The sequence below is a fragment of the Cobetia sp. D5 genome, from assembly GCF_035666195.1.
In the GTDB taxonomy this organism is placed as follows: domain Bacteria; phylum Pseudomonadota; class Gammaproteobacteria; order Pseudomonadales; family Halomonadaceae; genus Cobetia; species Cobetia amphilecti.
This window is the reverse complement of the sequence record NZ_CP142020.1, coordinates 1,623,550-1,644,950: the sequence shown is the minus strand read 5'-3', so window position 1 is coordinate 1,644,950 and position 21,401 is coordinate 1,623,550. Positions and strand designations below refer to the sequence as shown.

Annotated in this window: 17 protein-coding genes and 1 riboswitch; of the genes, 11 read left to right on the top strand and 6 right to left on the bottom strand. The window is 63.3% G+C overall.

The window, feature by feature from the left end; genetic code table 11:
• Positions 1 to 128 precede the first annotated feature (128 nt).
• Positions 129 to 1,040 (bottom strand): LysR family transcriptional regulator, encoded by a 912-nt coding sequence (locus tag U0O11_RS06920; protein ID WP_043332228.1) that lies wholly within the window; start codon positions 1,038 to 1,040, stop codon positions 129 to 131.
• Here U0O11_RS06920 and U0O11_RS06915 point away from each other — a divergent pair.
• Positions 1,039 to 1,638: a YeeE/YedE family protein gene (locus tag U0O11_RS06915; protein WP_324692498.1), complete on the top strand. Its 600-nt coding sequence runs from the start codon at positions 1,039 to 1,041 to the stop codon at positions 1,636 to 1,638. The two genes, U0O11_RS06920 and U0O11_RS06915, sit on opposite strands and share 2 nt — an antisense overlap.
• Complete coding sequence (locus U0O11_RS06910; RefSeq protein ID WP_043332231.1) at positions 1,635 to 2,048, top strand: DUF6691 family protein; 414 nt, start codon at positions 1,635 to 1,637, stop codon at positions 2,046 to 2,048. Before U0O11_RS06915 ends, U0O11_RS06910 begins: the two co-directional genes overlap by 4 nt.
• Positions 2,049 to 2,126: 78 nt before the next feature.
• On the opposite strand, the gene U0O11_RS06905 is transcribed toward U0O11_RS06910, so the two are convergent.
• From U0O11_RS06905 to U0O11_RS06895, 3 genes are all read right to left on the bottom strand, one after another.
• The gene (locus tag U0O11_RS06905; RefSeq protein ID WP_317292898.1) at positions 2,127 to 3,365 is read right to left on the bottom strand and encodes a pyridoxal phosphate-dependent aminotransferase; all 1,239 of its coding nucleotides are present in this window, start codon (positions 3,363 to 3,365) and stop codon (positions 2,127 to 2,129) included.
• A 296-nt stretch (positions 3,366 to 3,661) separates the two neighbouring features.
• A complete protein-coding gene (locus U0O11_RS06900) occupies positions 3,662 to 4,351 on the bottom strand; it encodes a DUF6998 domain-containing protein (protein ID WP_324692324.1) in 690 nt (229 codons plus the stop codon).
• Positions 4,352 to 4,396: 45 nt separating this feature from the next.
• Positions 4,397 to 4,843 (bottom strand): DUF6998 domain-containing protein, encoded by a 447-nt coding sequence (locus U0O11_RS06895; protein ID WP_200906750.1) that lies wholly within the window; start codon positions 4,841 to 4,843, stop codon positions 4,397 to 4,399.
• Between the two features lie 315 nt (positions 4,844 to 5,158).
• Positions 5,159 to 5,267, top strand: a riboswitch (guanidine-I (ykkC/yxkD leader).
• Positions 5,268 to 5,320: 53 nt separating this feature from the next.
• Between U0O11_RS06895 and U0O11_RS06890 the strand changes: the two genes are divergently transcribed.
• From U0O11_RS06890 to U0O11_RS06850, 9 genes are all read left to right on the top strand, one after another.
• Positions 5,321 to 6,469 (top strand): putative urea ABC transporter substrate-binding protein, encoded by a 1,149-nt coding sequence (locus U0O11_RS06890; RefSeq protein WP_084589283.1) that lies wholly within the window; start codon positions 5,321 to 5,323, stop codon positions 6,467 to 6,469.
• 108 nt (positions 6,470 to 6,577) lie between these two features.
• Positions 6,578 to 7,402: an ABC transporter permease gene (locus U0O11_RS06885; RefSeq protein ID WP_043332237.1), complete on the top strand. Its 825-nt coding sequence runs from the start codon at positions 6,578 to 6,580 to the stop codon at positions 7,400 to 7,402.
• Positions 7,399 to 8,271, top strand: coding sequence for an ABC transporter ATP-binding protein (locus U0O11_RS06880; protein WP_084589284.1), 873 nt, complete (start codon positions 7,399 to 7,401; stop codon positions 8,269 to 8,271). The genes U0O11_RS06885 and U0O11_RS06880 overlap by 4 nt, the downstream gene beginning before the upstream one ends.
• Positions 8,255 to 9,025, top strand: a complete 771-nt coding sequence (locus U0O11_RS06875) for an urea amidolyase associated protein UAAP1 (RefSeq protein ID WP_213114920.1) — start codon at positions 8,255 to 8,257, stop codon at positions 9,023 to 9,025. The genes U0O11_RS06880 and U0O11_RS06875 overlap by 17 nt, the downstream gene beginning before the upstream one ends.
• Positions 9,026 to 9,115: 90 nt before the next feature.
• Complete coding sequence (locus U0O11_RS06870) at positions 9,116 to 9,826, top strand: urea amidolyase associated protein UAAP2 (protein WP_084589286.1); 711 nt, start codon at positions 9,116 to 9,118, stop codon at positions 9,824 to 9,826.
• Between the two features lie 207 nt (positions 9,827 to 10,033).
• Positions 10,034 to 13,873 carry an urea carboxylase gene (gene uca, locus U0O11_RS06865; RefSeq protein ID WP_324692319.1) on the top strand — a complete coding sequence of 1,280 codons (3,840 nt, stop codon included), beginning with the start codon at positions 10,034 to 10,036 and terminating at the stop codon, positions 13,871 to 13,873.
• Positions 13,873 to 15,705, top strand: a complete 1,833-nt coding sequence (gene atzF / locus U0O11_RS06860; protein ID WP_324692318.1) for an allophanate hydrolase — start codon at positions 13,873 to 13,875, stop codon at positions 15,703 to 15,705. Before uca ends, atzF begins: the two co-directional genes overlap by 1 nt.
• Positions 15,706 to 16,078: 373 nt before the next feature.
• Complete coding sequence (locus tag U0O11_RS06855; protein WP_324692316.1) at positions 16,079 to 18,274, top strand: TonB-dependent siderophore receptor; 2,196 nt, start codon at positions 16,079 to 16,081, stop codon at positions 18,272 to 18,274.
• A gap of 142 nt (positions 18,275 to 18,416) precedes the next feature.
• The gene (locus tag U0O11_RS06850) at positions 18,417 to 19,472 is read left to right on the top strand and encodes an ABC transporter substrate-binding protein (RefSeq protein WP_324692314.1); all 1,056 of its coding nucleotides are present in this window, start codon (positions 18,417 to 18,419) and stop codon (positions 19,470 to 19,472) included.
• Between the two features lie 149 nt (positions 19,473 to 19,621).
• On the opposite strand, the gene U0O11_RS06845 is transcribed toward U0O11_RS06850, so the two are convergent.
• Both U0O11_RS06845 and U0O11_RS06840 read right to left on the bottom strand, forming a co-directional pair.
• Positions 19,622 to 20,305 carry a type 1 glutamine amidotransferase domain-containing protein gene (locus U0O11_RS06845; RefSeq protein WP_054555908.1) on the bottom strand — a complete coding sequence of 228 codons (684 nt, stop codon included), beginning with the start codon at positions 20,303 to 20,305 and terminating at the stop codon, positions 19,622 to 19,624.
• A gap of 258 nt (positions 20,306 to 20,563) precedes the next feature.
• Positions 20,564 to 21,268: an SDR family oxidoreductase gene (locus U0O11_RS06840; protein ID WP_192838068.1), complete on the bottom strand. Its 705-nt coding sequence runs from the start codon at positions 21,266 to 21,268 to the stop codon at positions 20,564 to 20,566.
• Positions 21,269 to 21,401 lie beyond the last annotated feature (133 nt).

Below are 21,401 nucleotides of genomic sequence, written 5' to 3'. Positions count from 1 at the left end.
GCAGTGGCCAGGCACCGCTTGGTAGATGCTGCTTGGTAAGTAGCCAGCGCGCAGCCTGAAAACACGAAGGGCCCGATCTCTCGAGACCGGGCCCTTCGTGTTTTCCTGCGTGTCGTTCACAGGGCTTGTCAGCAGGACAGCCGCTCGCGGCGGGCGAGCAGGAAGTCGACCCAGGCACGTACGCGCGGGTTGTGCTGATTCTCGCGCGCGAAGACGACGTGGATACCGGTGTCGAAATCCGATGAAGTGACTTGAAAGTCCTCCAGCACCGGCAGCAGGCGGCCACTTGCCAGCTCTTCCCTAATCGCCCAGAGCGGCTGCACCACCACGCCGGCGCCCCCCAGAGCTGCCTGGGTGAGAATGTCGGCGTTGTTGGTGCGCAGCGCGCGGGCGCGCACCGAGATGCGATGCTCCCGATCGCCTTGCACCAGCCGCCAGTGATGATTGGCGGTGGTATAGCTGAAGGTCAGCAGACGGTGCTGCTCCAGGTCCTGTGGCTGATGGATAGACGGCTGGGCGGCGAGGTAGGACGGCGCGGCAGCCAGCACGAAGCGCTGATCACTGATATGGCGCGCGATCAGGCTCGAATCTTCCAGATGGCCGATGCGCAGGGCCACGTCGAAGTGGTCCTCGACCAGGTCCACCCGCTGGTCGCTGCTGACGATATCCAGCGCCACCTCGGGATAGCACTGCATGAACTCGCTCACCAGCGGCGCCAGATAGAGGCGCGAATAGCGCCACGGCACCGAGATGCGCAGCGGCCCCGCGACCCGCTCACTCAGCGTCTCCAGCTCATCCTCCAGCTGGTCCACCTCGGCCAGAATGGCGCGAAAGCGGATCAGGGCGCGCTCGCCGGCCGGCGACAGCCGTACATGGCGCGTGGTGCGCACCAGCAGCGGCTCGCCCAGCTGGCGCTCCAGATGATTGACGTGACGCGTCGCCGTGGAACTGGCGATATCCAGCTCCCGCGCCGCCACGTTGAAGCTCTGATGCTCCGCCACCTTGAGAAAGGTGCGCAGGCGTTGGGTCAGTTCGTTCATGGTGCTCCTGCTGTGCCCTCCATCGAAAGGTCGGCGTCCTTGTCGTACAGCCAAGCGGCCAGACAACCGGTTGGCGCTCGCCAGCCACGAGCATATCATCGACGCACCGCAGGATGACCGCGACACGAGGATGAACGACATGGACATGACAAGCAGCATGAAAGGACTCGCCGGTGGCGTCCTGATCGGTCTCTCGGCAGTGATGCTGATGGCCTTGCTGGGACGTATCGCCGGTATCAGTGGCATCACGCGCGGTGCGCTGCTGGAATCAGGCCAGGACCGCCGCTGGCGTCTCGCCTTCGTGCTCGGGTTGATCAGCGGCCCGCTGCTGCTTTTGCTGCTCAATCTTGACTGGGGCAATGTGGCCGCAAGCACGGATGCGCTGATCGGCAATCCCGCCAGCGGGGTGCTGAGCATGATGTTCGCCGGTCTGCTGGTAGGTATCGGAACAGGCATCGGCGGCGGCTGTACCAGTGGTCATGGTGTCTGCGGTATCGCGCGTCTCTCCCCCCGCTCGCTGGTGGCTACGGTGGTGTTCGTGACTGTGGCCATGCTGACGGTGTTCGTGAGCCAACATCTGCTGGGGGAGTCACCATGAAAACGGTCATCGGCTTTCTCACCGGGCTGGTCTTCAGCCTCGGGCTGACACTCAGCGGCATGACCGACCCCGCACGTGTGGTCGGCTTTCTCGACGTGGCCGGAGACTGGGACCCCACGCTGATCTTCGTGCTGGGCGGTGCCGTCATCACCACCTTCCTCGGCTATCGACTCGTCTGGCGGCGTGGCACTCCCCTGCTGGGCGAGCGCTTCCAACTGCCCACGCGCCGCGATATCGATGGCCGCCTGCTGCTCGGCGCGGCGCTGTTCGGTATCGGCTGGGGGCTGAGCGGCTACTGCCCCGGGCCTGCCATCGTCTCCAGCAGCGCCATGAGCCTGCCATTGGCGGGCTTTCTGGTGACGATGCTACTGGGCTGGTGGCTGGCCACCCGCCTGACGCGCAATAGCTGATCTGATACCCCGCCTTGAAACGCAAACGCCCGCCAAATGGCGGGCGTTTGCGTCTTCCTACATGGGAGTCCGTCACGACTAGACGATGCCCTTGGCCTTCATTTCGCGCAGCACGGCAGCGACATAGTGCATCTCCTCCGGCGTGCCGAGTGACATGCGACACCAGCCATCCGCCGGCGGGAAGGCACGCCCGATCAGCACGTGGCGTTCCTTCATCGCGGTCTGGAATTCCTTCAGCGGCCTGGAGATACGGTGGAAGACGAAGTTGGTCTGCCCCGGCAGATACTCCCAGCCCAGCTCGTCGAGCGTCGCCGTGAAGATGGCGCGCGCTTCATCGTTGCTCTGCTTGCTGTGGACCAGAAACTCCGGTGACTGCATGGAGGCCGTCGCCGCCATCACGCCAGGATATGACAGCGTCATGGCATCGTCTTCGACATAGTGGGAGACATGCTCGAGACGATCGACATCGCCGACGGCGTAGCCGACACGCAGGCCAGCCATGGCGTGAATCTTGGAGAAGGTCTTCAGCAGCAGGATGTTCTTGGCGCCACCAGCAATCAGATGATCGGCGGAGCGGAAGGCAGGGTCATTGACGAATTCGGCATAGGCTTCATCGATGATGAACAGCGTATCGTCGCGGCTGTCGTTGACCCAGGCCTCCAGTTCATCACTGGAAATGATGGTCGAGGTCGGGTTGTTGGGGTTCACCAGATAGACGATGGAGGGGCCGGAGTGGTCGGCCACGGCCTGCTTCATGTCGGAAATCTTGAATGACCAGTCCTCGCGCGAGGACGGCACCTTGCGAATGGCGAGGTCATAGAAGCCGGCATACAGGGCGCCATCGCCATAAGTCAGCTCGGGAATCACCAGCTGGGTATCGGGAGTCGCATGGGCCAGCACACTGGCACGGATCGCATCGGAGGAGCCCGGCGTGAACAGAATGCTCTCGCTCGGCACCTTGTGATGAGTCGCCACCAGGGACTGCAATTTGCCCAGATGGGCGAAGGGATACCGATTGGAATGCGGGATGGATGCCGCTGCGGCACGCTGTGCAGACGGTGCCATACCCAGCGCATTCTCGTTGTAGTTGAGCCGCACCGGAGACTTGGCGGAAGGCTTGAGCACCGCCGCCGCAGGTGCCGTCTCCTTGGCCAAGGCACTGGGAATCCCCGGCAGGAACTGACCCAACGCCGCCCCGGCAATTGCCGCCCCACTCATGCCCAGGAAACCACGACGCGAACGCGATGATGGAGAGCCCTTCTCAACCGCCTGAACCACAGAAGACTCCTGCAGATCCTTCTCGACTACGTCTGTCATCGTGTGTCCTTTGTCTATCGCTGCTGCCCTTCCCCCTCGTGTGAAGCCACACGGGCAATCGGGAGCAAGCCGTTGTTTTTGTATGTGCTAATAAAGCACCACCAACGTATAAGACTTTGGTGAGAGGCACAACGAAACGACGCGCCGGATCGCGCAACCATGCGCCGCGGCAAGGGCAACCCCTCGGGGAAGTCGCGCACTGCATTGTGAGCGCTCGGTAAAGCAGATAAATAAACTGCTCATGACACGAAGACGCCGGCCATTGGCCGGCGTCTTGAATCCCATTCAAAGCTGAATCATCCAGTAGATTCCTGAGCAATCTCCCTGACGACCAGGCTACCCAGCTGACGAGTGTTGTGCGGATTGCCGTTGCCATTCACCAGCGGCAGATTCAACTGTTTTGCCAATTCACGCAGCACTGGCTGAACAGGGCTCACTGACTGCATCCCCTGACCATCATCACGCTCGACTTCGATGCTACCGTTCTCAAGCTCACGAACAAGACAAGACGCGAACATGACTTCACGCACGGCTTTCAGCTCGCTGCGTGGCTTCGTAGTCTTGGCCAATCGAGACAACGAGATACTCTGCTTGCCCGCGCGCTCCGGCGACATCAGCGACCGGGCCTCTTCCACTGTGGCATCCAGCAACTTCTCGATCTGCATCTCTTCTGTATTGATACGCAGGATGATGATGCGCTCCACTTCATCCAACGAACGGGGATTGAAAGCAACATTGCCCCCACCGCCCATCATCGCAGTGGTTTTGACCGAGATTCGCTCACCGTCACCGCTTACCACGTCATAGCCGCGCTGATTCACCTCGGTCGCCATCTGACCATTGGTGATCAATGCAGCGTAAAGCTCACCAATGCGTCCGCAAAGATGACGTAGCTCAGTCGGCGGCACGCCCCAGTTCAGTTCTCGCTCGAACCAGGCCATTGCCTCACCCAAGGATTGGATGATCTGCATCTGTGAAAGTGCCATGATCAACTACTCATAGAAGGTTTACATATGCATAATGCATTTATATTACGGCCTTATACGCTCTTCAAAACGGACTGACTTGTTCATCACTTTCAGTTTTGCAAGAGAAATCTGAAACTGCCCGTTACTAGGTAATTTCTTTTCAGAAAACTGCTGCCAGACTAATGACCCAGGGCCATTATAGATTTCTTCAAAGCTACCATCGGGTAAAATCTTGATCACAATTGCATGCTCGGGCTCACTGCGAAATGCAACCGATTTCGCTTGTGTTGCCTTGATTTCGATCTTGGTACCGCACTTGGCGATAGCGTCATACCCTTTGTTGGAAGCAGTCAAAAGCTCTAGATCATATGCATTGGCAACTAGACACTCTCCTAGACTCCCTACCATATGGCCATCCGGAGTGAAATGTCGCCCGGGGAACATTTCTTCCAGCTCATTAACAATATTATATAAGTCGCCTACCAAGCTTTTGAGTTTATTTTTATCCACAATTTAGTCATCAATTATCCAAGGTAATCACATATTATCTTTACCATATTTTGAAAACAACCAATTGTGTATTAAAAATATCTCTGGATTTCTCTCTCACTGGTCACTGGATAGCACTCACTCTCGACTGACTTCACCAAGGTGCAAGAGACGGAGAAATTCATCAAATTGGTGCAGCGTACGCTTTCGATATGCATATCCATGCTGCATGAAATCTTATATAGCATTGTTTTATATGAAGAAATTCTCTCCGGCACACTTCCTGCTAGACATTCACCGAGGCACCGATAGGCATACAACAATCGAAAATCTACACCAATGGAGCGCTAGGGTTCCGGTGACTGGCTGATAGCCGTCACGACTGGTCCGAGAGCACTCGACCTCCAAGCTGGGGGTTACACGGCGGGACAAAAGCCCGGGAGACGCAAAGCCTGTAAAGGTCGGCGCCTCTCACTTTTTCCGCCGGAGATAACGACAATGACCCAGCTCACTCGCCTTTCCCAGTCCGCGACTTCCCCCTCGGATGCCAGCGCCCAGGTGTCATCCGCTGCTGTCTCATCTGCTTCATCCGCCGTTTCCCGAAACGCTTCCAGACGTGCTGCGCTGGCCGGCGCCCTGCTGCTTGGCGCATCGCTGAGCCCGCAGGCCATGGCGCAGGATTCCTTCAGCGTGTGCTGGTCGGTGTATGCCGGCTGGATGCCGTGGGAATACGCGGACACCCAGGGCATCGTCGACAAGTGGGCCAGGAAGTACGACATCAATATCGATGTGGTGCAGGTCAACGATTACGTCGAGTCCATCAATCAGTACACCTCCGGCAATGTCGATGGCTGCGCCATGACCAACATGGACGCCCTCACCCTCCCCGCCGCCAGCAGCGTCGATTCCACCGCGCTGATTCTGGGCGACTACTCCGATGGCAATGACGGCGTGATGGTCCGCGATGGCGATTCCATCGAGTCCCTGAAGGACCGCGAGGTCAATCTGGTGCAGTTCAGCGTCTCCCACTACCTGCTGGCACGCGCGCTGGACAGCGTCGGCATGAGCGAGCGCGATCTCACCACCACCAATACCGGCGATGCCGACATCGTGGCGCTGGCCAGCAACACCGACACCCAGGCGGTGGTGACCTGGAACCCGCAGCTGGCCACGCTCAAGGAGATGCCCGGCTACACCGAAGTCTTCAACTCCAGCGACATCCCCGGCGAGATTCTCGACCTGATGGTCGTCAATACCCAGACGCTGAAGGACAACCCGGACTTCGGCCACGCACTGGTCGGTGCCTGGTATGAGGTGATGGAGAAGATGAAGGCCGGTGACGAAGCCGCCCTCTCCCAGATGGCCGATGCCGCCGGCACCGACCTCGCCGGCTATCAGTCCCAGCTGGCCGCGACCCACATGTACTACACCCCCGCCGAGGCCGTGGCCGCCTTCAATGCGCCGAGTCTCAAGGACACCATGCAGCACATCGCCGACTTCAGCTTCGCGCAGGGCCTGTTGGGCGAAGGCGCCCCGGATGCCGGCTTCATCGGTATCGAGACCCCCGCCGGCGTCATCGGCAATGAAGGCAACGTGATGCTGCGCTTCGACCCGAGCTACACCGCCGCACTGGCCGACAGCCAGTAACGCCACGCGGTGGATGCCGCACACGCTCCGCGGGGCAGCCTGCCTCGCGGAACGTGAACCGACCGCCTCCCTCGACCGCACCCTCGTTCGCACCCGTGGAGCCCGCGCATGAAACGCCTGATCAATCTGACACCCTCCCGTGGTGGCCGCTGGCTGCTCGGTGGCCTGCCCTTCGCGCTGCTGGCCATCCTTTACATCGTGCAGTCCAACCAGCGACTGCTCGACAACCCGAATGACCGCCTGCTGCCGTCCTTCGCCGCCATGGGCGAGTCGTTCTCGCGACTGGCCACCGAGGTCAACGTGCGCACCGGCGATCTGCCGCTGTGGACCGACACCTTCGCCAGTCTCGAACGCCTGCTGGCCGGCGTGCTGATCAGTGCGCTGATCGGCCTGACCGTCGGCCTGCTCACCGGTGGCCTGCCGCTGCTGCGCGCCAAGCTGTCACCACTGATTACCGTGCTGTCCCTGATTCCGCCGATGGCGATTCTGCCGATCCTGTTCATCGCCTTCGGTACCGGCGAGCTGGCCAAGATCGCGCTGATCGTCATCGGCATCACGCCCTTCCTGATTCGCGACCTGCAGAATCAGGCCCTGCGCCTGCCCGATGAGCAGCTGATCAAGGCCCAGACGCTGGGCGCCAGCTCCTGGCAGGTGCTGACCCGCGTACTGCTGCCCCAGCTGACCCCGCGCCTTCTGAGCGCCACGCGCCTGGCACTCGGCAGCGCCTGGTTGTTCCTGATCGCCGCGGAAGCCATCGCCGCCCAGGACGGCCTCGGCTACCGCATCTTCCTGGTGCGTCGCTATCTGGCGATGGACGTCATCCTGCCCTACGTGGCCTGGATCACGCTGCTGGCCTTCCTGCTCGACCGTCTGCTGGTGCTCGTCTCGACCCGCGCCTTCCCCTGGTACCACGCTGAGGAGAGCCAATCATGAGCCTGATCCACGCCAAGGGCCTCGAGAAGCACTACGGTCAGCAGGTCGTGCTGGAACGCATGAACCTGACCGTCGAGGCCGGAGAATTCATCACCCTGGTCGGCGCCTCCGGTTGCGGCAAGACCACCTTCCTCAAGCTGCTGCTGGGCACCGAGGGCGTCTCGCGCGGTGAGCTGCTGCTCGATGGCAAGCCCATCCCCGGCGAGCCGGGCCCGGACCGCGGCATCGTCTTCCAGAAGTATTCCGTCTTCCCGCACCTCACCGTGCTGGGCAACGTGATCATGGCCGAGGAGCTGGCACGTGCCCCGCTGACCGGCAAGCTGTTCGGGGCCAAGCGCCGTGAAGCCCGGGTCGCCGCCGAAGCGCGTCTGGCGGAAGTCGGCCTGTCCCACGCACTGGACAAGTACCCGCATGAGCTGTCCGGCGGCATGCAGCAGCGCCTCGCCATCGCCCAGGCGCTGATGATGAAGCCGCGCATCCTGCTGCTGGATGAGCCCTTCGGCGCGCTGGACCCGGGCATCCGCAAGGACATGCACCAGCTGATCCTGCGCCTGTGGGAAGAACAGCAGCTGACCATCTTCATGATCACCCATGACCTCAAGGAAGCCTTCGAGCTGGGCTCGCGCGTCTGGGTGTTCGACAAGGTGCGTGTCGATGCGCAGGCCCCGCAGGCCTATGGCTCGACCATCACCTATGACCTGCCCACCGAGCGCAGCAAGGCCAACACGACGTCACGCCAGCCGGGTGCTCGCCCACCAGGCTCTGACCAGACGACGCTCGAGCGCGAGCACGAAACGCTGACGACACCAGCCCACTCCGTTTCCCAAGCCACTCTCACCGGAGGCCAATTCAATGAACATACCGCTTGATGCCGCAACCGCCGCCCGCACCAGCTTTACCGCGAGCTTTACTGCAAAGTACAAGACCCATCTGCCCGGCGGCCATCACTGGTCGATGCGCATGCCGCGTGGCAGCGCGCTCAAGCTGACCGCGAGCGAGGCCAACGCCAATGTCGGCCTGGTGATGTACAACCCGCTGGATACGCTTGAGCGCCTCAATCTGCCGGATACCCTCAAGGGTCAGCACACCTTCCGCCTCACCGAAGGCCACTGCCTGTATTCCGACATGGGCCGTATCTTCGCCTCCATCATCCAGGACGATCTCGGCTGGCATGACAGCGCCAGCGGCAACCTGATGGAGCACCACTTCGCCGCCAAGGGCTGGCACAAGAAGGCCTATCAGCAAGCCTTCAATGACTTCACGCCCAGCGGCCACGACAGCCTGCTGATCGAGATGGCCAAGTACGGTCTGGGCGAGCGCGACCTGTGCGCCAACCTCAACCTGTTCTCCCGCGTGCGCGCCGATGAAGACGCCAATCTGCACTACGTCGCGGACCACTGTGCCGCCGGCAACAGCGTCACCCTGCGCTTCGAGATGGACACCCTCGTCATGCTGCACACCTGTCCGCATCCGCTGGACCCCGCCGAGGACTATCCGCTGCGCGGCGTGGACATGACCTTCGGCACCGCGACGCCGATGGATGAGCACGACGCCTGCTATCTGTCGCGCCCCGAGAATGCCCGCGCCTACGCCAACAACCAGCTCTATCACCTGGCGGGCTGAGGCGTCCCCCGACAGCAGACGGAGGCCACGCCGACTGGCTCGTGGCAACTGGAAACGACGCCCCAGATGACAAGGACAAAGGACATCCCAATGTGCACCTCGACACTTGAACACCCCCATGCCCACACCCCGGCCGCGACGGACGGCGCCCCGCTGAGCTACGCCGACCCCGCACAGCAGCCGCGCGAGCTTGAGCGCACCGTCGAGGCCGGCGATCACTTCATCGGCCTGGTCCGCGCCGGCCAGCACCTGCGTATCACCGACCTGCATGGCAATCAGGCCGCCGACACCCTGTTCTTCTCAGCCGACGACACCGCCGAGCGTTACAGCGCGATGGACACCGTGCGCGAGCAGGGCAAGGTCTACCTGACCACCGGCACGGTGCTCTATTCCACCCGTGGCCGGGCGCTGCTGACCATCACCGGCGATACCTGCGGTCGGCATGACACCTTGGGCGGTGCCTGCTCCAGCGAGTCCAACACCGTGCGTTACGACCTGGAGAAGCGCCACATGCACTCCTGTCGCGACAACTGGATGCTGGCCATCGCCCGCTACCCGAAGTACGACCTGACCAAGCGCGACATCGGCCACAACATCAACTTCTTCATGAACGTGCCGGTCACCGCCGATGGCGGCCTGAGCTTCGAGGATGGCCTGTCCGGCCCGGGCAAGTACGTCGAGATGGTCGCCGAGCGTGATGTCTACGTGCTGCTCTCCAACTGCCCGCAGCTCAACAACCCCTGCAATGGCTACGACCCGACACCGGTCGCCATCCGCATCAGCGACTCGCCCTTGGGCTGATCGGCCGAGCTGATCGGCCGAGCTGATCCGCCGAGCTGACAGCGAAGCTTTCGAACACGCATACGACAAGAAACGGCCGAGCCCCGCCTGACGATGTCATCTCTCCTGCATCACTCGTCAGCCCCCAAGGCTCTGCCCGGCTACCGGACGACCGGCAGCTCACAGTTTGAAGGCGGGACGACCCGCCGCCGGAAGGATGACTCCGTCATGTTCCACAAGGTCCTGATTGCCAACCGTGGCGCCATCGCCACCCGAATCCAGCGCACGCTGCGTGCCCTCGGTGTCCAGAGCGTCGCCGTCTACGCAGAAGCCGACCGTGAATCCCCCTTCGTACGCGAGGCCGATGAAGCCTACAGCCTCGGCGAAGGTGCCGCCGCCGAGACCTATCTCGACATCGACAAGCTGATCGCCATCGCCCGCGAGAGCGGCGCCCAGGGCGTGCACCCGGGCTATGGTTTCCTGTCCGAGAACACCCGCTTCATCCAGGCCTGTGACGCCGCCGGCCTGGTCTTCCTCGGCCCGACCGTCGAGCAGATCCACGCATTCGGCCTCAAGCACGAAGCGCGCACCATCGCCGAGAACGCCGGCGTGCCGCTGGTGCCCGGCACCGGCCTGCTGGACGATGTCGCGAGCGCACTGAGCGAGGCCGCCCGTATCGGCTATCCGGTGATGCTCAAGTCCACCGCCGGCGGCGGCGGCATCGGCATGCAGGTCTGTGACGACGAAGCCTCCCTCAGCCGCGCCTTCGATTCGGTCAAGGGCCTAGGCGAGCGCAACTTCGGTGATGGTGGCGTCTTCCTCGAGGCGTACATCGCCCGCGCCCGTCACCTGGAAGTGCAGCTGTTCGGTGACGGCGAAGGCACGGTGATCGCGCTGGGCGAGCGCGACTGCTCCAGTCAGCGCCGCCATCAGAAGGTCATCGAGGAATGCCCGGCACCGGGCCTACCCGAGCGCGTTCGCGAAGACATGATCGCCACCGCCATCCGCCTGGGCGAGGCCGTCAATTACCGCAGCGCCGGTACCGTCGAATTCATCTATGACGCCGAGCGTCAGGCCTTCTATTTCCTGGAGGTCAATACACGCCTGCAGGTCGAGCACGGTGTCACGGAGCTGGTGTGGGGCGTGGACATCGTCGCCTGGATGCTCAAGTTGGGCGCCGGTGAGCTGGGCAATCTGCGCGAGCTGGTCGCGCCGCTGACTCCCCGCGGCCACGCCATGCAGGCACGTGTCTATGCCGAGAATCCGCAGCACGATTTCCGCCCTTCCAGCGGTCTGCTCACCGAGGTGGAGTTCGCCAATGACGCCGTGACCGCCGCCCTCGCCGACGACAGCCAGCTGCGGGTGGATCACTCCATCGAGGCCGGCTTCGAGGTCCCCGCCTGGTTCGACCCGATGCTGGCCAAGGTGATGGTGCACGCACCGACCCGCGAGCAGGCGCGCGGCGATCTCTCCAGGGCATTGGCAGCCTCTCGCCTCTACGGCATCGAGACCAACCGCCAGTGGCTGTCGCACCTGCTGGAAGACCCGCGCTTCATCAATGTCGAGATCTACACCCGCTGGCTGGAAGGCCTCGAGTGGGCCGCGCCGACCTTCGAGGTACTCGTCCCCGGCACTCTGACCACCGTGCAGGACATGCCGGGTCGCCTGGGCCACTGGGATGTGGGCGTGCCGCCCTCCGGCCCCTTCGATGACTACGCCTTCCGTCTCGGCAATGCGTTGCTGGGCAACGCCGCCGATGCCGCAGGCCTCGAAATCACCCTCAATGGCCCGACGCTACACTTCCACCGCGCCACGCGCGTGGTACTGGCCGGTGCGCCGCTGCCCGCCATGCTGTCCGTTTCAGCACCGCAAGACGGCGCTGATGACACCGCGACTCACGAGCTTGCCCTGTGGCAGGTGCATGAGATCGCCGCTGGCAGCACCCTGAGTCTGGGCAAGGTCGCCGCCGGCGCGCGCAGCTATCTGCTGATCGCCGGTGGCATCGACTGCCCGCAGTATCTGGGCTCGCGCGCGACCTTCACCCTGGGCCAGTTCGGCGGCCATGCCGGACGTGCGCTGCGCAGTGGCGACACCCTGCCGCTGGCCGATCTCGCCGAGTGCCACCTGCCCGCCCTGACCCGGCTGCCCGAGGCGCTGATCCCGCAGGGCGCTGGTGCAGTGAATGAGGCGCAAGGCAAGAATGATCAAGGCAAGACAACGGGCCGCGAATGGCAGATCGGCGTGCTCTACGGCCCGCACGGGGCGCCGGACTTCTTCACCGAAGACGATATCAGCACCTTCTTCGGCCACCGCTGGGAAGTGCATTACAACTCCAGCCGCACCGGCGTACGCCTGATCGGCCCGCGTCCGCAGTGGGCGCGCGCCGATGGTGGCGAGGCCGGACTGCACCCCTCCAACATCCACGACAACGCCTACGCCTTCGGCACCATCGACTTTACCGGCGACATGCCGGTCATCCTCGGCCCGGACGGCCCGTCACTGGGCGGCTTCGTATGTCCGGCCACCGTGGTGCGTGCCGAACGCTGGAAGCTGGGCCAGCTGGCCGCCGGCGATCGCATCCGTTTCGTCGCGCTGACTCTGGAGGAAGCTCGCGCCATCGAGGTGCAGCAGGACGCCGTGATCGCCGCCCTCGCCAGTGGCCAGCTCGACACTCTGGAACAGCGCCAGGCGGAGACCAGCGGCGCCACGCTGAGCGCCATCGCCGCAAAACGTCCGCGCCCCGATGACTCGCCGGTGCTCAAATGCCTGAGCGCCGAGCAAGGCGGCGAGCAGATCGTCTATCGCCGCGCCGGCGATGACTTCCTGCTGATCGAATTCGGCCAGATGGAGCTGGATATCGCGCTGCGCTTCCGCGCCCATGCCTGGATGCTGTGGCTCAAGGAGCACCCGCTGCCCGGTCTGATGGAGATGACCCCCGGCATCCGCTCGCTGCAACTGCATTACGACCCGCGCAGCCTGACGCTCGAGACACTGATGGCGCATCTCGAACAGGCCGAAGTCGCGCTCAAGGATGTCGAGGACATCGAGATCGAGGCCCGCACCGTGCACCTGCCGCTGTCCTGGGATGACCCGGCGTGTCAGCAGGCCATCGACAAGTACCAGCGCTCGGTGCGCCCGGACGCCCCCTGGTGCCCGAGCAATCTGGAATTCATTCGCCGCATCAATGGCCTCGCCGATGAGGCGGCAGTGCGCGAGACGGTACTCAACGCCCGCTATCTGGTGATGGGCCTCGGCGATGTCTATCTCGGCGCACCGGTGGCCACGCCGCTGGACCCGCGCCAGCGGCTGGTGACCACCAAGTACAACCCGGCACGTACCTGGACCGCCGAGAACTCGGTGGGCATCGGCGGCGCCTATCTGTGCGTGTATGGCATGGAAGGCCCGGGCGGTTATCAGTTCGTCGGCCGCACGCTGCAGATGTGGAATCGCTATCGCCGCACCGAACACTTCACCACCCCGTGGCTGCTGCGCGTGTTCGATCAGCTGCGCTTCCATCCGGTCAGCCATGAAGCGCTCGAGCAGATCCGTCGTGATCATCCACAGGGGCGTTACGACCTCAAGATCGAGAAGACCCGCTTCCGTCTCGCCGATTATCAGGCGCAGATCACCGAGCACCAGGCCGAGACCGATGCCTTCCGCGAACGCCGCCAGGCCGCCTTCCAGCAGGAAATCGACGACTGGCATGCGCGCGGCCAGTTCACCTTCGAGGATCAGATCAACGAGGTGCAGGAAGCCGACAGCCTGAGTGATGACGAGCTGGGCATCGAGACACCGGTCACCGGCAGCCTGTGGAAGCTGGAAGTCGCCGAGGGCGATGACGTCGAGGCCGGCCAGGTGGTGGCGCTGGTCGAGTCGATGAAGATGGAAGTCGAGATTCGCACCCACACCGCTGGCCGTGTCGTGCGCCTGCCGATCAAGGAAGGCAGCGGCGTCGCCCCCGGCCAACCACTGATCGTGCTGTCGACCGCCGTGGAAGCCACGGATTCCGCTGATGCCAGCGCACCAGACAACGCCCGATCGACCCTGTCCTCCGAGGAGACGCTGTGATGATGACCCATACCCCGCTCAACCTGAGCATCACGGCGCTGAGCAAGGCCTATCAGGCCGGTGAGATGACGCCGCGCCAACTGGTGGATGAGCTGCTGGCCGCGCAGGCCGAGACCGACGCCGCCTGGATCACCCGCCTGTCAGCACAGCAGCTGGAACCCTATCTGGCACGTCTGGACGACGTGGCGCCCGAGTCGCTACCGCTCTACGGCATTCCCTTCGCGATCAAGGACAATATCGATCTCGCCGGCGTGACCACCACCGCCGGTTGCCCGGACTTTGCCTACACGCCGAGCGATGATGCCTTCGTGGTCAAGCAGTTGATCGCGGCAGGCGCGATTCCGATGGGCAAGACCAATCTGGATCAGTTCGCCACCGGCCTGGTCGGTGAGCGCGCCCTGCCGGTCTACGGCACTCCGGCCAATGCCTTCGACCCCGCCTTTGTGCCGGGCGGTTCCAGCAGTGGCTCCGCCGTCGTCACTGCCCAGGGCCAGGTCAGCTTCGCGCTGGGCACGGACACGGCGGGCTCCGGTCGTGTGCCGGCCTGTTTCAACAATCTGGTGGGCGTGAAGCCGACCCTCGGCCTGCTCAGCGCGGGCGGCGTGGTCCCGGCCTGCGCGACGCTGGATACCATCTCCATCTTCGCACTCGGCTGTGATGATGCCGCGCGCGTGCTGTCCGTCACCGCTCAGTTCGATGCCGACAACCGCTGGGCGCGCGAGCATGACTTCGCCGTTCACGGCCAGGCCTATGGTGTGCTGCCGGACCTTGCCGGCCTGCGTATCGGCGTGCCGCCGCGTACCCAGTGGCACACCGACGCCGATTACAGCGGCTACATGGAAGCGGCAATTCGTCAGTGCAAGGCACTGGGGGCCGAGCTGGTCGAGCTGGATTGCAGCCCGCTGCTGGCCGCCGCGCGCCTGCTGTATGAAGGCCCCTGGGTGGCGGAGCGCTATCACGCGGTGCGCGAGCTGATCGAGCACAACCCCGAGGCGCTGCACCCGGTGACCCGCGAGATCACCCTCGGCGGTGCCACGCCGCTGGCCGTCGATGCCTTCGATGCGCGCTATCAGCTGGCCGAATACCGCCGTCAGGCCGAGGCGCTGCTGGCGCAGGTGGACGTGATGCTGGCACCGACCACGCCGCGCTTGCCCACCAAGGCGGAGCTGGCCGAGGCGCCGATCGCGGTCAATTCGGAGCTGGGCACCTGGACCAACTTCATGAACCTGCTGGATCTGAGCGCGCTGGCCGTGCCGGTGGGCTTCAATCGCCAGGGTCTGCCGGGGGGCGTGACGCTGTTCGCGCCCGCCTTCGAAGACCTGCAGCTGCTCAGCATCGCGCGTCTGCTCGAGCACGAGTTCGCGCTGCCGCTGGGTGCCAGCGCCGTCGCCCGTCCCCAGGCGCGCCTCGCGGAAAGCCAGCTTCCCGCGGCGGCCAATGGCCGACTCGAGATCGCCGTCTGCGGTGCACACCTCAGCGGCATGCCGCTCAATCATCAGCTCACCCAGCGCGATGCCCGTCTGGTCGCGCGCACTCACAGCGCGCCGAGCTACCGCCTCTATCAACTGGATGACGCGACACCCGCCAAACCGGCCATGCTGCGTGCCCCGCAAGACGGCACCAGCATCGCGCTGGAGGTCTGGTCACTGCCCATCGGCAGTGTCGGCAGCTTCCTCGCCGGCATCCCCTTCCCGCTGGGACTGGCCCAGATCGAACTCGAAGATGGCCGCTGGGTCGCGGGCTTCATCTGCTCGGTGTCCGCTGACAGCGGCGTGCCGATGACGGACATCAGCGAGTACGGCGGCTGGAAGGCGTGGGTCGAGCGCGAGTGAGCGCGCCGTAACCTCTGATCCGTAACCCTGAGCCGTCCTGCACCACAAGACAAAGAGCAACAGATCTGAAACGAAACGCCCCGCGACCGGATGAACGGTCGCGGGGCGTTTCAGTATGTCGCTTGCGTGCGTGGCCTGAATGCGTGGAGCGCGCGCGTGGCCCGCATGCATGGCCTGTATGAGAGGCCCGGCGGCTGTCTCAGGCCTGCCGCATGACCAGACCCATCGCCCGATAGCACCACGCCGGGCTCATGAAGTTCCCCGAAATTTTCATTCTTGGCATCCCGCAAAGCGTGTCTGGCATTTCGCAAAACAAAAGTGCCGCCAGCGGGTAAATAATAATGATTATTATAAACAACTAGGGAACGCAGTCTTGGCTCACTCACTCCGCCGTCCAGGTTTCACTCGCTCGCCACTCGCCCTCTCCATTGCGCTCGCGACCTCGTCACTGCTCAGTGCCACCGCTATTGCGGACGAGACACGCACGCTTGAGGCGATGACCATCGTCGGCGAGGCGCAAGGCGGCACCACGGAAGAGACTCAGGCGTATACGGTCGACTCCAGCACCAGCGCCAATGGCTTGACCCTGTCGCCACGCGAGACACCCCAGTCTGTCAGCTTTCTGACCCGCCAGCAGATGGATGATGAGGCGCTGACCAGCACCACGGAGGCGATCAACCGCCTGCCGGGCGTGTCCTCCAATCGCCTGGACGGTACCCGCGCCAGCTTCCAGTCGCGCGGCTATACCATCCGCAATTTCCAGTTCGATGGCCAACAGAGCAACACCAGCAGCTTCTGGCCGTTCGGCGACGCCGAGTGGGACACCGCCATCTATGATCGCGTCGAGGTAGTCCGCGGGGCCACCGGCCTGATGACAGGCGTCGGCGACCCGTCCGCCACCGTCAACTTCGTGCGCAAGAAGCCGCTGGACGAAGCCGCGGCCAGCGTGACAGGCGCAGTCGGCAGCTGGGACCGCCGGCGTGGCGTGGTGGATGTCAGCACGCCGTTGGATGATGCCGGCAAGGTCGGCGTACGCTTCGTGGCCGCCAAGGACCGCTCCGACAGCTTCATGGATGATGTCGAGAATGACCGCGAGACCCTCTACGGGGTGATCGCCGCGGAATTGACGCCTGACACCGAGCTGAATGTCGGGGTCGAGTATCAGCGCTATGACCAGGATGGCGCCTATCTGGGCGTGCCGCTCTACTACACCGACGGCACGCGCACCGACTTCGACCAGTCGGTCGCCAACAATACCGAATGGGCGCACTTCTTCACCGAGAACACGCGCGGCTTCGCCGACCTGACCCACTACTTCGCCAACGGCTGGAAGGCGACCGCCGCCTACAGTCATGGCGATGCCAACTACGGGCTGACCTACAACTACCGTGGCGGCTATGTGGATCGTGACAATGGCATCCTCTACTACGACAGCAATCGCGAGTATCCGACGACCTCCTATCTGGTCGACTATCGCGGTGATCGCACCCAGAAGAACCTGAACTTGAGCGCTGAGGGCCCCTTCGAGCTGCTCGGTCGTGAGCACCAGCTGGGCTTTGGCTACATGCGGCTCAAGGAAGAGTACGAGATCTGGAGCCGCACCCCGGCGAGCGCCGTGCCGGCGCTGGGCAGCTTCACCGATCGCGATGACCCGGCGCTGGCCGAGCCGGAATGGGGCGAATGGGGGCTGACCGACGACACCGAAACCGAGCAGAGCGGTTTCTACGCCGTGACGCGCTTCTCGCTGGCCGACCCCGTGCACCTGATCATCGGCGCCCGCCTGACCGACTGGGAGATCGACCAGGACTACCGTGGCGAGCGCAGCTATGAATACAACGACGAGTTCACGCCCTATGCCGGCCTGATCGTCGACATTACCGACAACCTCACCGCCTATACCAGCTACACGCAGATCTTCAACACCCAGAGCGAACGTGCCCCCGATGGCGCCCTGCTCGACCCGCTCGAGGGCACCAGCTATGAAGCGGGCCTGAAGGCGGCGTTGTTCGAGGACCGCGCTGACGTGTCCTTCGCCGTCTTCCGCAGCGAGCAGGACAATCTGGCCGTCGAGATCCCCGGCGTCTATGTCGCCGGCACCACCGATCAGGCCTACACCGAGTCCGACGGCGCCGTGGTCGAAGGCTTCGAACTGGAAGTGGCCGGTGAGGTCGCGCCGGGCATCAATCTCTCCGCCAGCTACGCACTGGTAGACGCCGAGGACTCCGATGGCACCCAGCTCAATACCAGCTATCCGCGTCAGCAGGCCAAGGTCTACGCCACCTGGCAGCTGCCCGGCGACTGGTCGCGTCTGACGCTGGGCGCTGGTGGCACCTGGCAGGGTGATACCTACAAGGATACCGACACGCCCACCGGTACCGAGAAGGTCGGCCAGGGCGATGTCTTCCTCGCCAACGCCATGGCGCGCTATCGCTTCAATGACAACTTCAGCACCCAGCTCAACGTGTCCAACCTCTTCGATGAGGAGTACTACACGCAGCAGGGCTTCTACAGCCAGTACCTGTACGGCGCGCCGCGCAGTGCGCTGCTGAGCATGACCTACGACTTCTGACCACGGGCCCGCCCTGCCGACAGGGCACTCGTCTCCACACGTAACGCTTGCCTACCCACCGACAGCCCCTTCCCGCCAGGGGCTGTCATCTCGTCTCTGGCCAGCGGCGTCTGCCGCCAGCCGATCACACAAGGAGTCTCCCTTGCGACTCACGCGACTTTCCTGCGCCATCGGCCTGACCACCGTCATGGCTGCCTGCCTCACACCTGCCGTACAGGCACACGAGTCAGCGACTGCACATACGTCGTCTGCCAGATCATCTGCCACCTCCGCCGAGGCAACGGCGCAGTATCCGCTCACGATCGAACATGCCTTCGGCACTACCGTCATCGAGAGCAAGCCGCAACGCATCGCCGCCGTCGCCTGGGCCAATCATGAAGTGCCGTTGGCGCTGGGCGTGGTGCCGGTGGGCTTCCCCCGTCAGGACTTCGGGGATGATGACGGCGACGGCATGATGCCGTGGGTCAAGGCGCGCCTGGAAGCACTGGGGGCCGACTCGGCCAATCTGTTCGATCAGGGCAAGACCCTCGATTTCGATGCCGTAGCCGCCAGCCAGCCGGACGTCATCCTCGCCGCCTATTCAGGATTGAGCGAAGACGATTACGCGAAGCTCAGCAAGATCGCGCCGGTCGTGGCGCGCCCCGGCCCGCGCTGGTCTTCCAGCTGGCGCGACATGATTCGCCTCGACAGTACCGGCATGGGCATGGCCGCGGAAGGGGAAGCGCTGATCGAGCGTCTCGAGGCGCAGGTCGCCGAGAACATCGCCACCCACCCGGAGATCAAGGGCAAGTCGGCCATCACTCTGCGCTATATCGACCCCGAAGACCCGACCCGGATCGCCTTCTACAACGACAACGATGCCCGGGGGCGCTTCCTTGCCGAGCTGGGGCTGACCTCCCCGTCCTTCGTGACGGCGAGTGCCAGCGACGGCAGGATTGGCGGGCGAGTGCCCCCGCAACAACTGGCGGAGCTGGCCGACGTCGATATCATCCTGACCTATGGTGGCCAGGCGCTGATTGAGCGCCTCAACCAGCACCTCGCGGACAATGACCTGCCCATCTTCAGCAACGACAGGGTCATCCTGCTGGAGAATGACCCGATGGGCACGGCGGCCAACCCGACACCGCTCTCGATGCCGGAAGTGCTCGATGCCTACGTGACCCAGCTTGCGCGAGCAGCGAAAGCCTCGAATGGCTGATGGTGGCTGGCTTGTTCTACTGAAACAGGCGACTGGCTCAGAACAACTGAACCAGGCGGGCGCAGATAAGACCCGCTACCTGAAAGACGAAAACCCCGCGACCGGTGACCCGGTCGCGGGGTTTTTCATGCTGCCTGAACTCGCCCGATCTACTTCTTGAGGCTGTCGATCAGCAGCTCAGCGACACCTTCGGAAGACATCGGATTCTGGCCGGTGATGATCAGGCCATCCTGAATCGCGAAGGAGGTGAAATCGGCCTTCTTCTCATAGATGCCGCCTTTCTGCTGCAGAGCATCTTCGACCAGGAACGGCACGACATTGGTAAGGCCAACGCCTTCTTCTTCGCCATTGGTGAAGCCGGTGACACGCACGCCATCCACGAAGGGAGTGCCGTCAGGCTTGCGGGCGTTCAACAGCACTGCCGGGGCGTGGCAGACGGAGCTGACCGGCTTGCCAGCCGCATGGAACTGCTCGATCAGGCGGATGGAATCCGCGTCGTTGGTCAGATCCCACAGCGGGCCGTGGCCACCCGGGTAGAAGATGGCGTCGAAGTCTTCGACCTTCATGTCTGCCAGCACGGCGGTGGTGGCAAGATCCTGCTGAGCAGCGGCGTCCTTGTCGAAGCGACGCGTGGCATCCGTCTGGAAATCCTCGCCTTGGCTTGCCGGATCCAGCGGCGGCTGACCGCCCTTGGGAGAGGCCAGCGTCACCTCGATGCCGGCGTCCTTCATGACGTAGTAGGGAGCCGCCAGCTCTTCCAGCCAGAAGCCTGTCTTCTTGCCCGTGTCACCCAGCGTATCGTGGGATGTCACTACTACCAGAACCTTGCTCATGATGCTCTCCTCAACGTGCGGGATAGCCCGCAACGGTCACTTCACGAAAGATGTCGGCGACGTGATGGTCACCACGTGATGCTCACCACGTGATGGTCACCAAGTGATGCTCGCCCAGTGTTGAATGAAGCTTACTGCTCACGCCACCATCATCATAATCGATAGTCCGGATAGCCACTATCGCACACACAAATAGTTGTCTTGGGCCAGCGTGCTCATCGACCCATTCACTTGCCAACTCGCATGCCGGAAACCGGCTCAATAGGTCGGCATCAGATGCACTTCGCGGATATTGGCACGCGGCGAAGCACTGATGGCGTAGAGCACGGCATCCGCTACATCCTGCGGGTCCAGCTTGTCCGGCTTGGGCTGATCGAAGAAGGCGGTATTGACCATGCCCGGGGTAATGGTGGTGCAGCGGCCTTGCCACTCGGCCATTTCCATCGCCAGGTTCTGGCCAAAGCCGTAGGCAAACCACTTGCTGGAGCTGTAGATGGAGCCCGCATGATTGGCGCGGCCGGCCACGGAACTGGTGAGGATGAAGTGGCCCTTGCTCTCTCTCAGGTGCGGCAGGGTCGCGTGGGCGGTCCACAGCAGCGCATTGATGTTGATGTCGATGACTCGCTTCCACTCCTCGGGATCGCCGTTCTCGGTGCCTGCCTGGCTGACGCCGGTACCGGCATTGGCGAACGCCACATCCAGACGGCCATGCTGGGCCACGGCCTGCTCGACGACTTTGGCAAGCTGATCGTAGTCCGTCGCATCGGCGGCAATCGCCAGCACCTTGTCGCTGCCCAGTTCATCGACCAGCGCATCGAGGCGCTCCTTGCGACGGGCGGTCGCGACGACCTTGTGCCCGGCCTTCACCAGTGTGCGCGCGGTGGCCTCACCGATACCGCTGGAGGCGCCGGTGATCAGCACGATCTTTTCCTCTTCGGCTTGCGTCCGCTTCACATCACTCATGGCTCACTCCTGTGGGTCGCTTGGATCACTCGTCGTGTTCTGATCACTACCCTACCGCCTGAACTTGCCATCGTGATAATCGATAGTACAGATAGCTGCTATCATCCAGACAAATAGTGCTCACTCGCCGGAG

Bases quoted from the DNA above. Each gene is read 5' to 3' on its own strand.
- U0O11_RS06915 (WP_324692498.1), top strand. From the start codon at position 1,039: ATGGTGCTCCTGCTGTGCCCTCCATCGAAAGGTCGGCGTCCTTGTCGT.
- U0O11_RS06920 (WP_043332228.1), bottom strand. From the start codon at position 1,040: ATGAACGAACTGACCCAACGCCTGCGCACCTTTCTCAAGGTGGCGGAG.
- U0O11_RS06910 (WP_043332231.1), top strand. From the start codon at position 1,635: ATGAAAACGGTCATCGGCTTTCTCACCGGGCTGGTCTTCAGCCTCGGG.
- U0O11_RS06905 (WP_317292898.1), bottom strand. From the start codon at position 3,365: ATGACAGACGTAGTCGAGAAGGATCTGCAGGAGTCTTCTGTGGTTCAG.
- U0O11_RS06900 (WP_324692324.1), bottom strand. From the start codon at position 4,351: ATGGCACTTTCACAGATGCAGATCATCCAATCCTTGGGTGAGGCAATG.
- U0O11_RS06890 (WP_084589283.1), top strand. From the start codon at position 5,321: ATGACCCAGCTCACTCGCCTTTCCCAGTCCGCGACTTCCCCCTCGGAT.
- U0O11_RS06885 (WP_043332237.1), top strand. From the start codon at position 6,578: ATGAAACGCCTGATCAATCTGACACCCTCCCGTGGTGGCCGCTGGCTG.
- U0O11_RS06880 (WP_084589284.1), top strand. From the start codon at position 7,399: ATGAGCCTGATCCACGCCAAGGGCCTCGAGAAGCACTACGGTCAGCAG.
- U0O11_RS06875 (WP_213114920.1), top strand. From the start codon at position 8,255: ATGAACATACCGCTTGATGCCGCAACCGCCGCCCGCACCAGCTTTACC.
- U0O11_RS06870 (WP_084589286.1), top strand. From the start codon at position 9,116: ATGTGCACCTCGACACTTGAACACCCCCATGCCCACACCCCGGCCGCG.
- uca (WP_324692319.1), top strand. From the start codon at position 10,034: ATGTTCCACAAGGTCCTGATTGCCAACCGTGGCGCCATCGCCACCCGA.
- atzF (WP_324692318.1), top strand. From the start codon at position 13,873: ATGATGACCCATACCCCGCTCAACCTGAGCATCACGGCGCTGAGCAAG.
- U0O11_RS06845 (WP_054555908.1), bottom strand. From the start codon at position 20,305: ATGAGCAAGGTTCTGGTAGTAGTGACATCCCACGATACGCTGGGTGAC.
- U0O11_RS06840 (WP_192838068.1), bottom strand. From the start codon at position 21,268: ATGAGTGATGTGAAGCGGACGCAAGCCGAAGAGGAAAAGATCGTGCTG.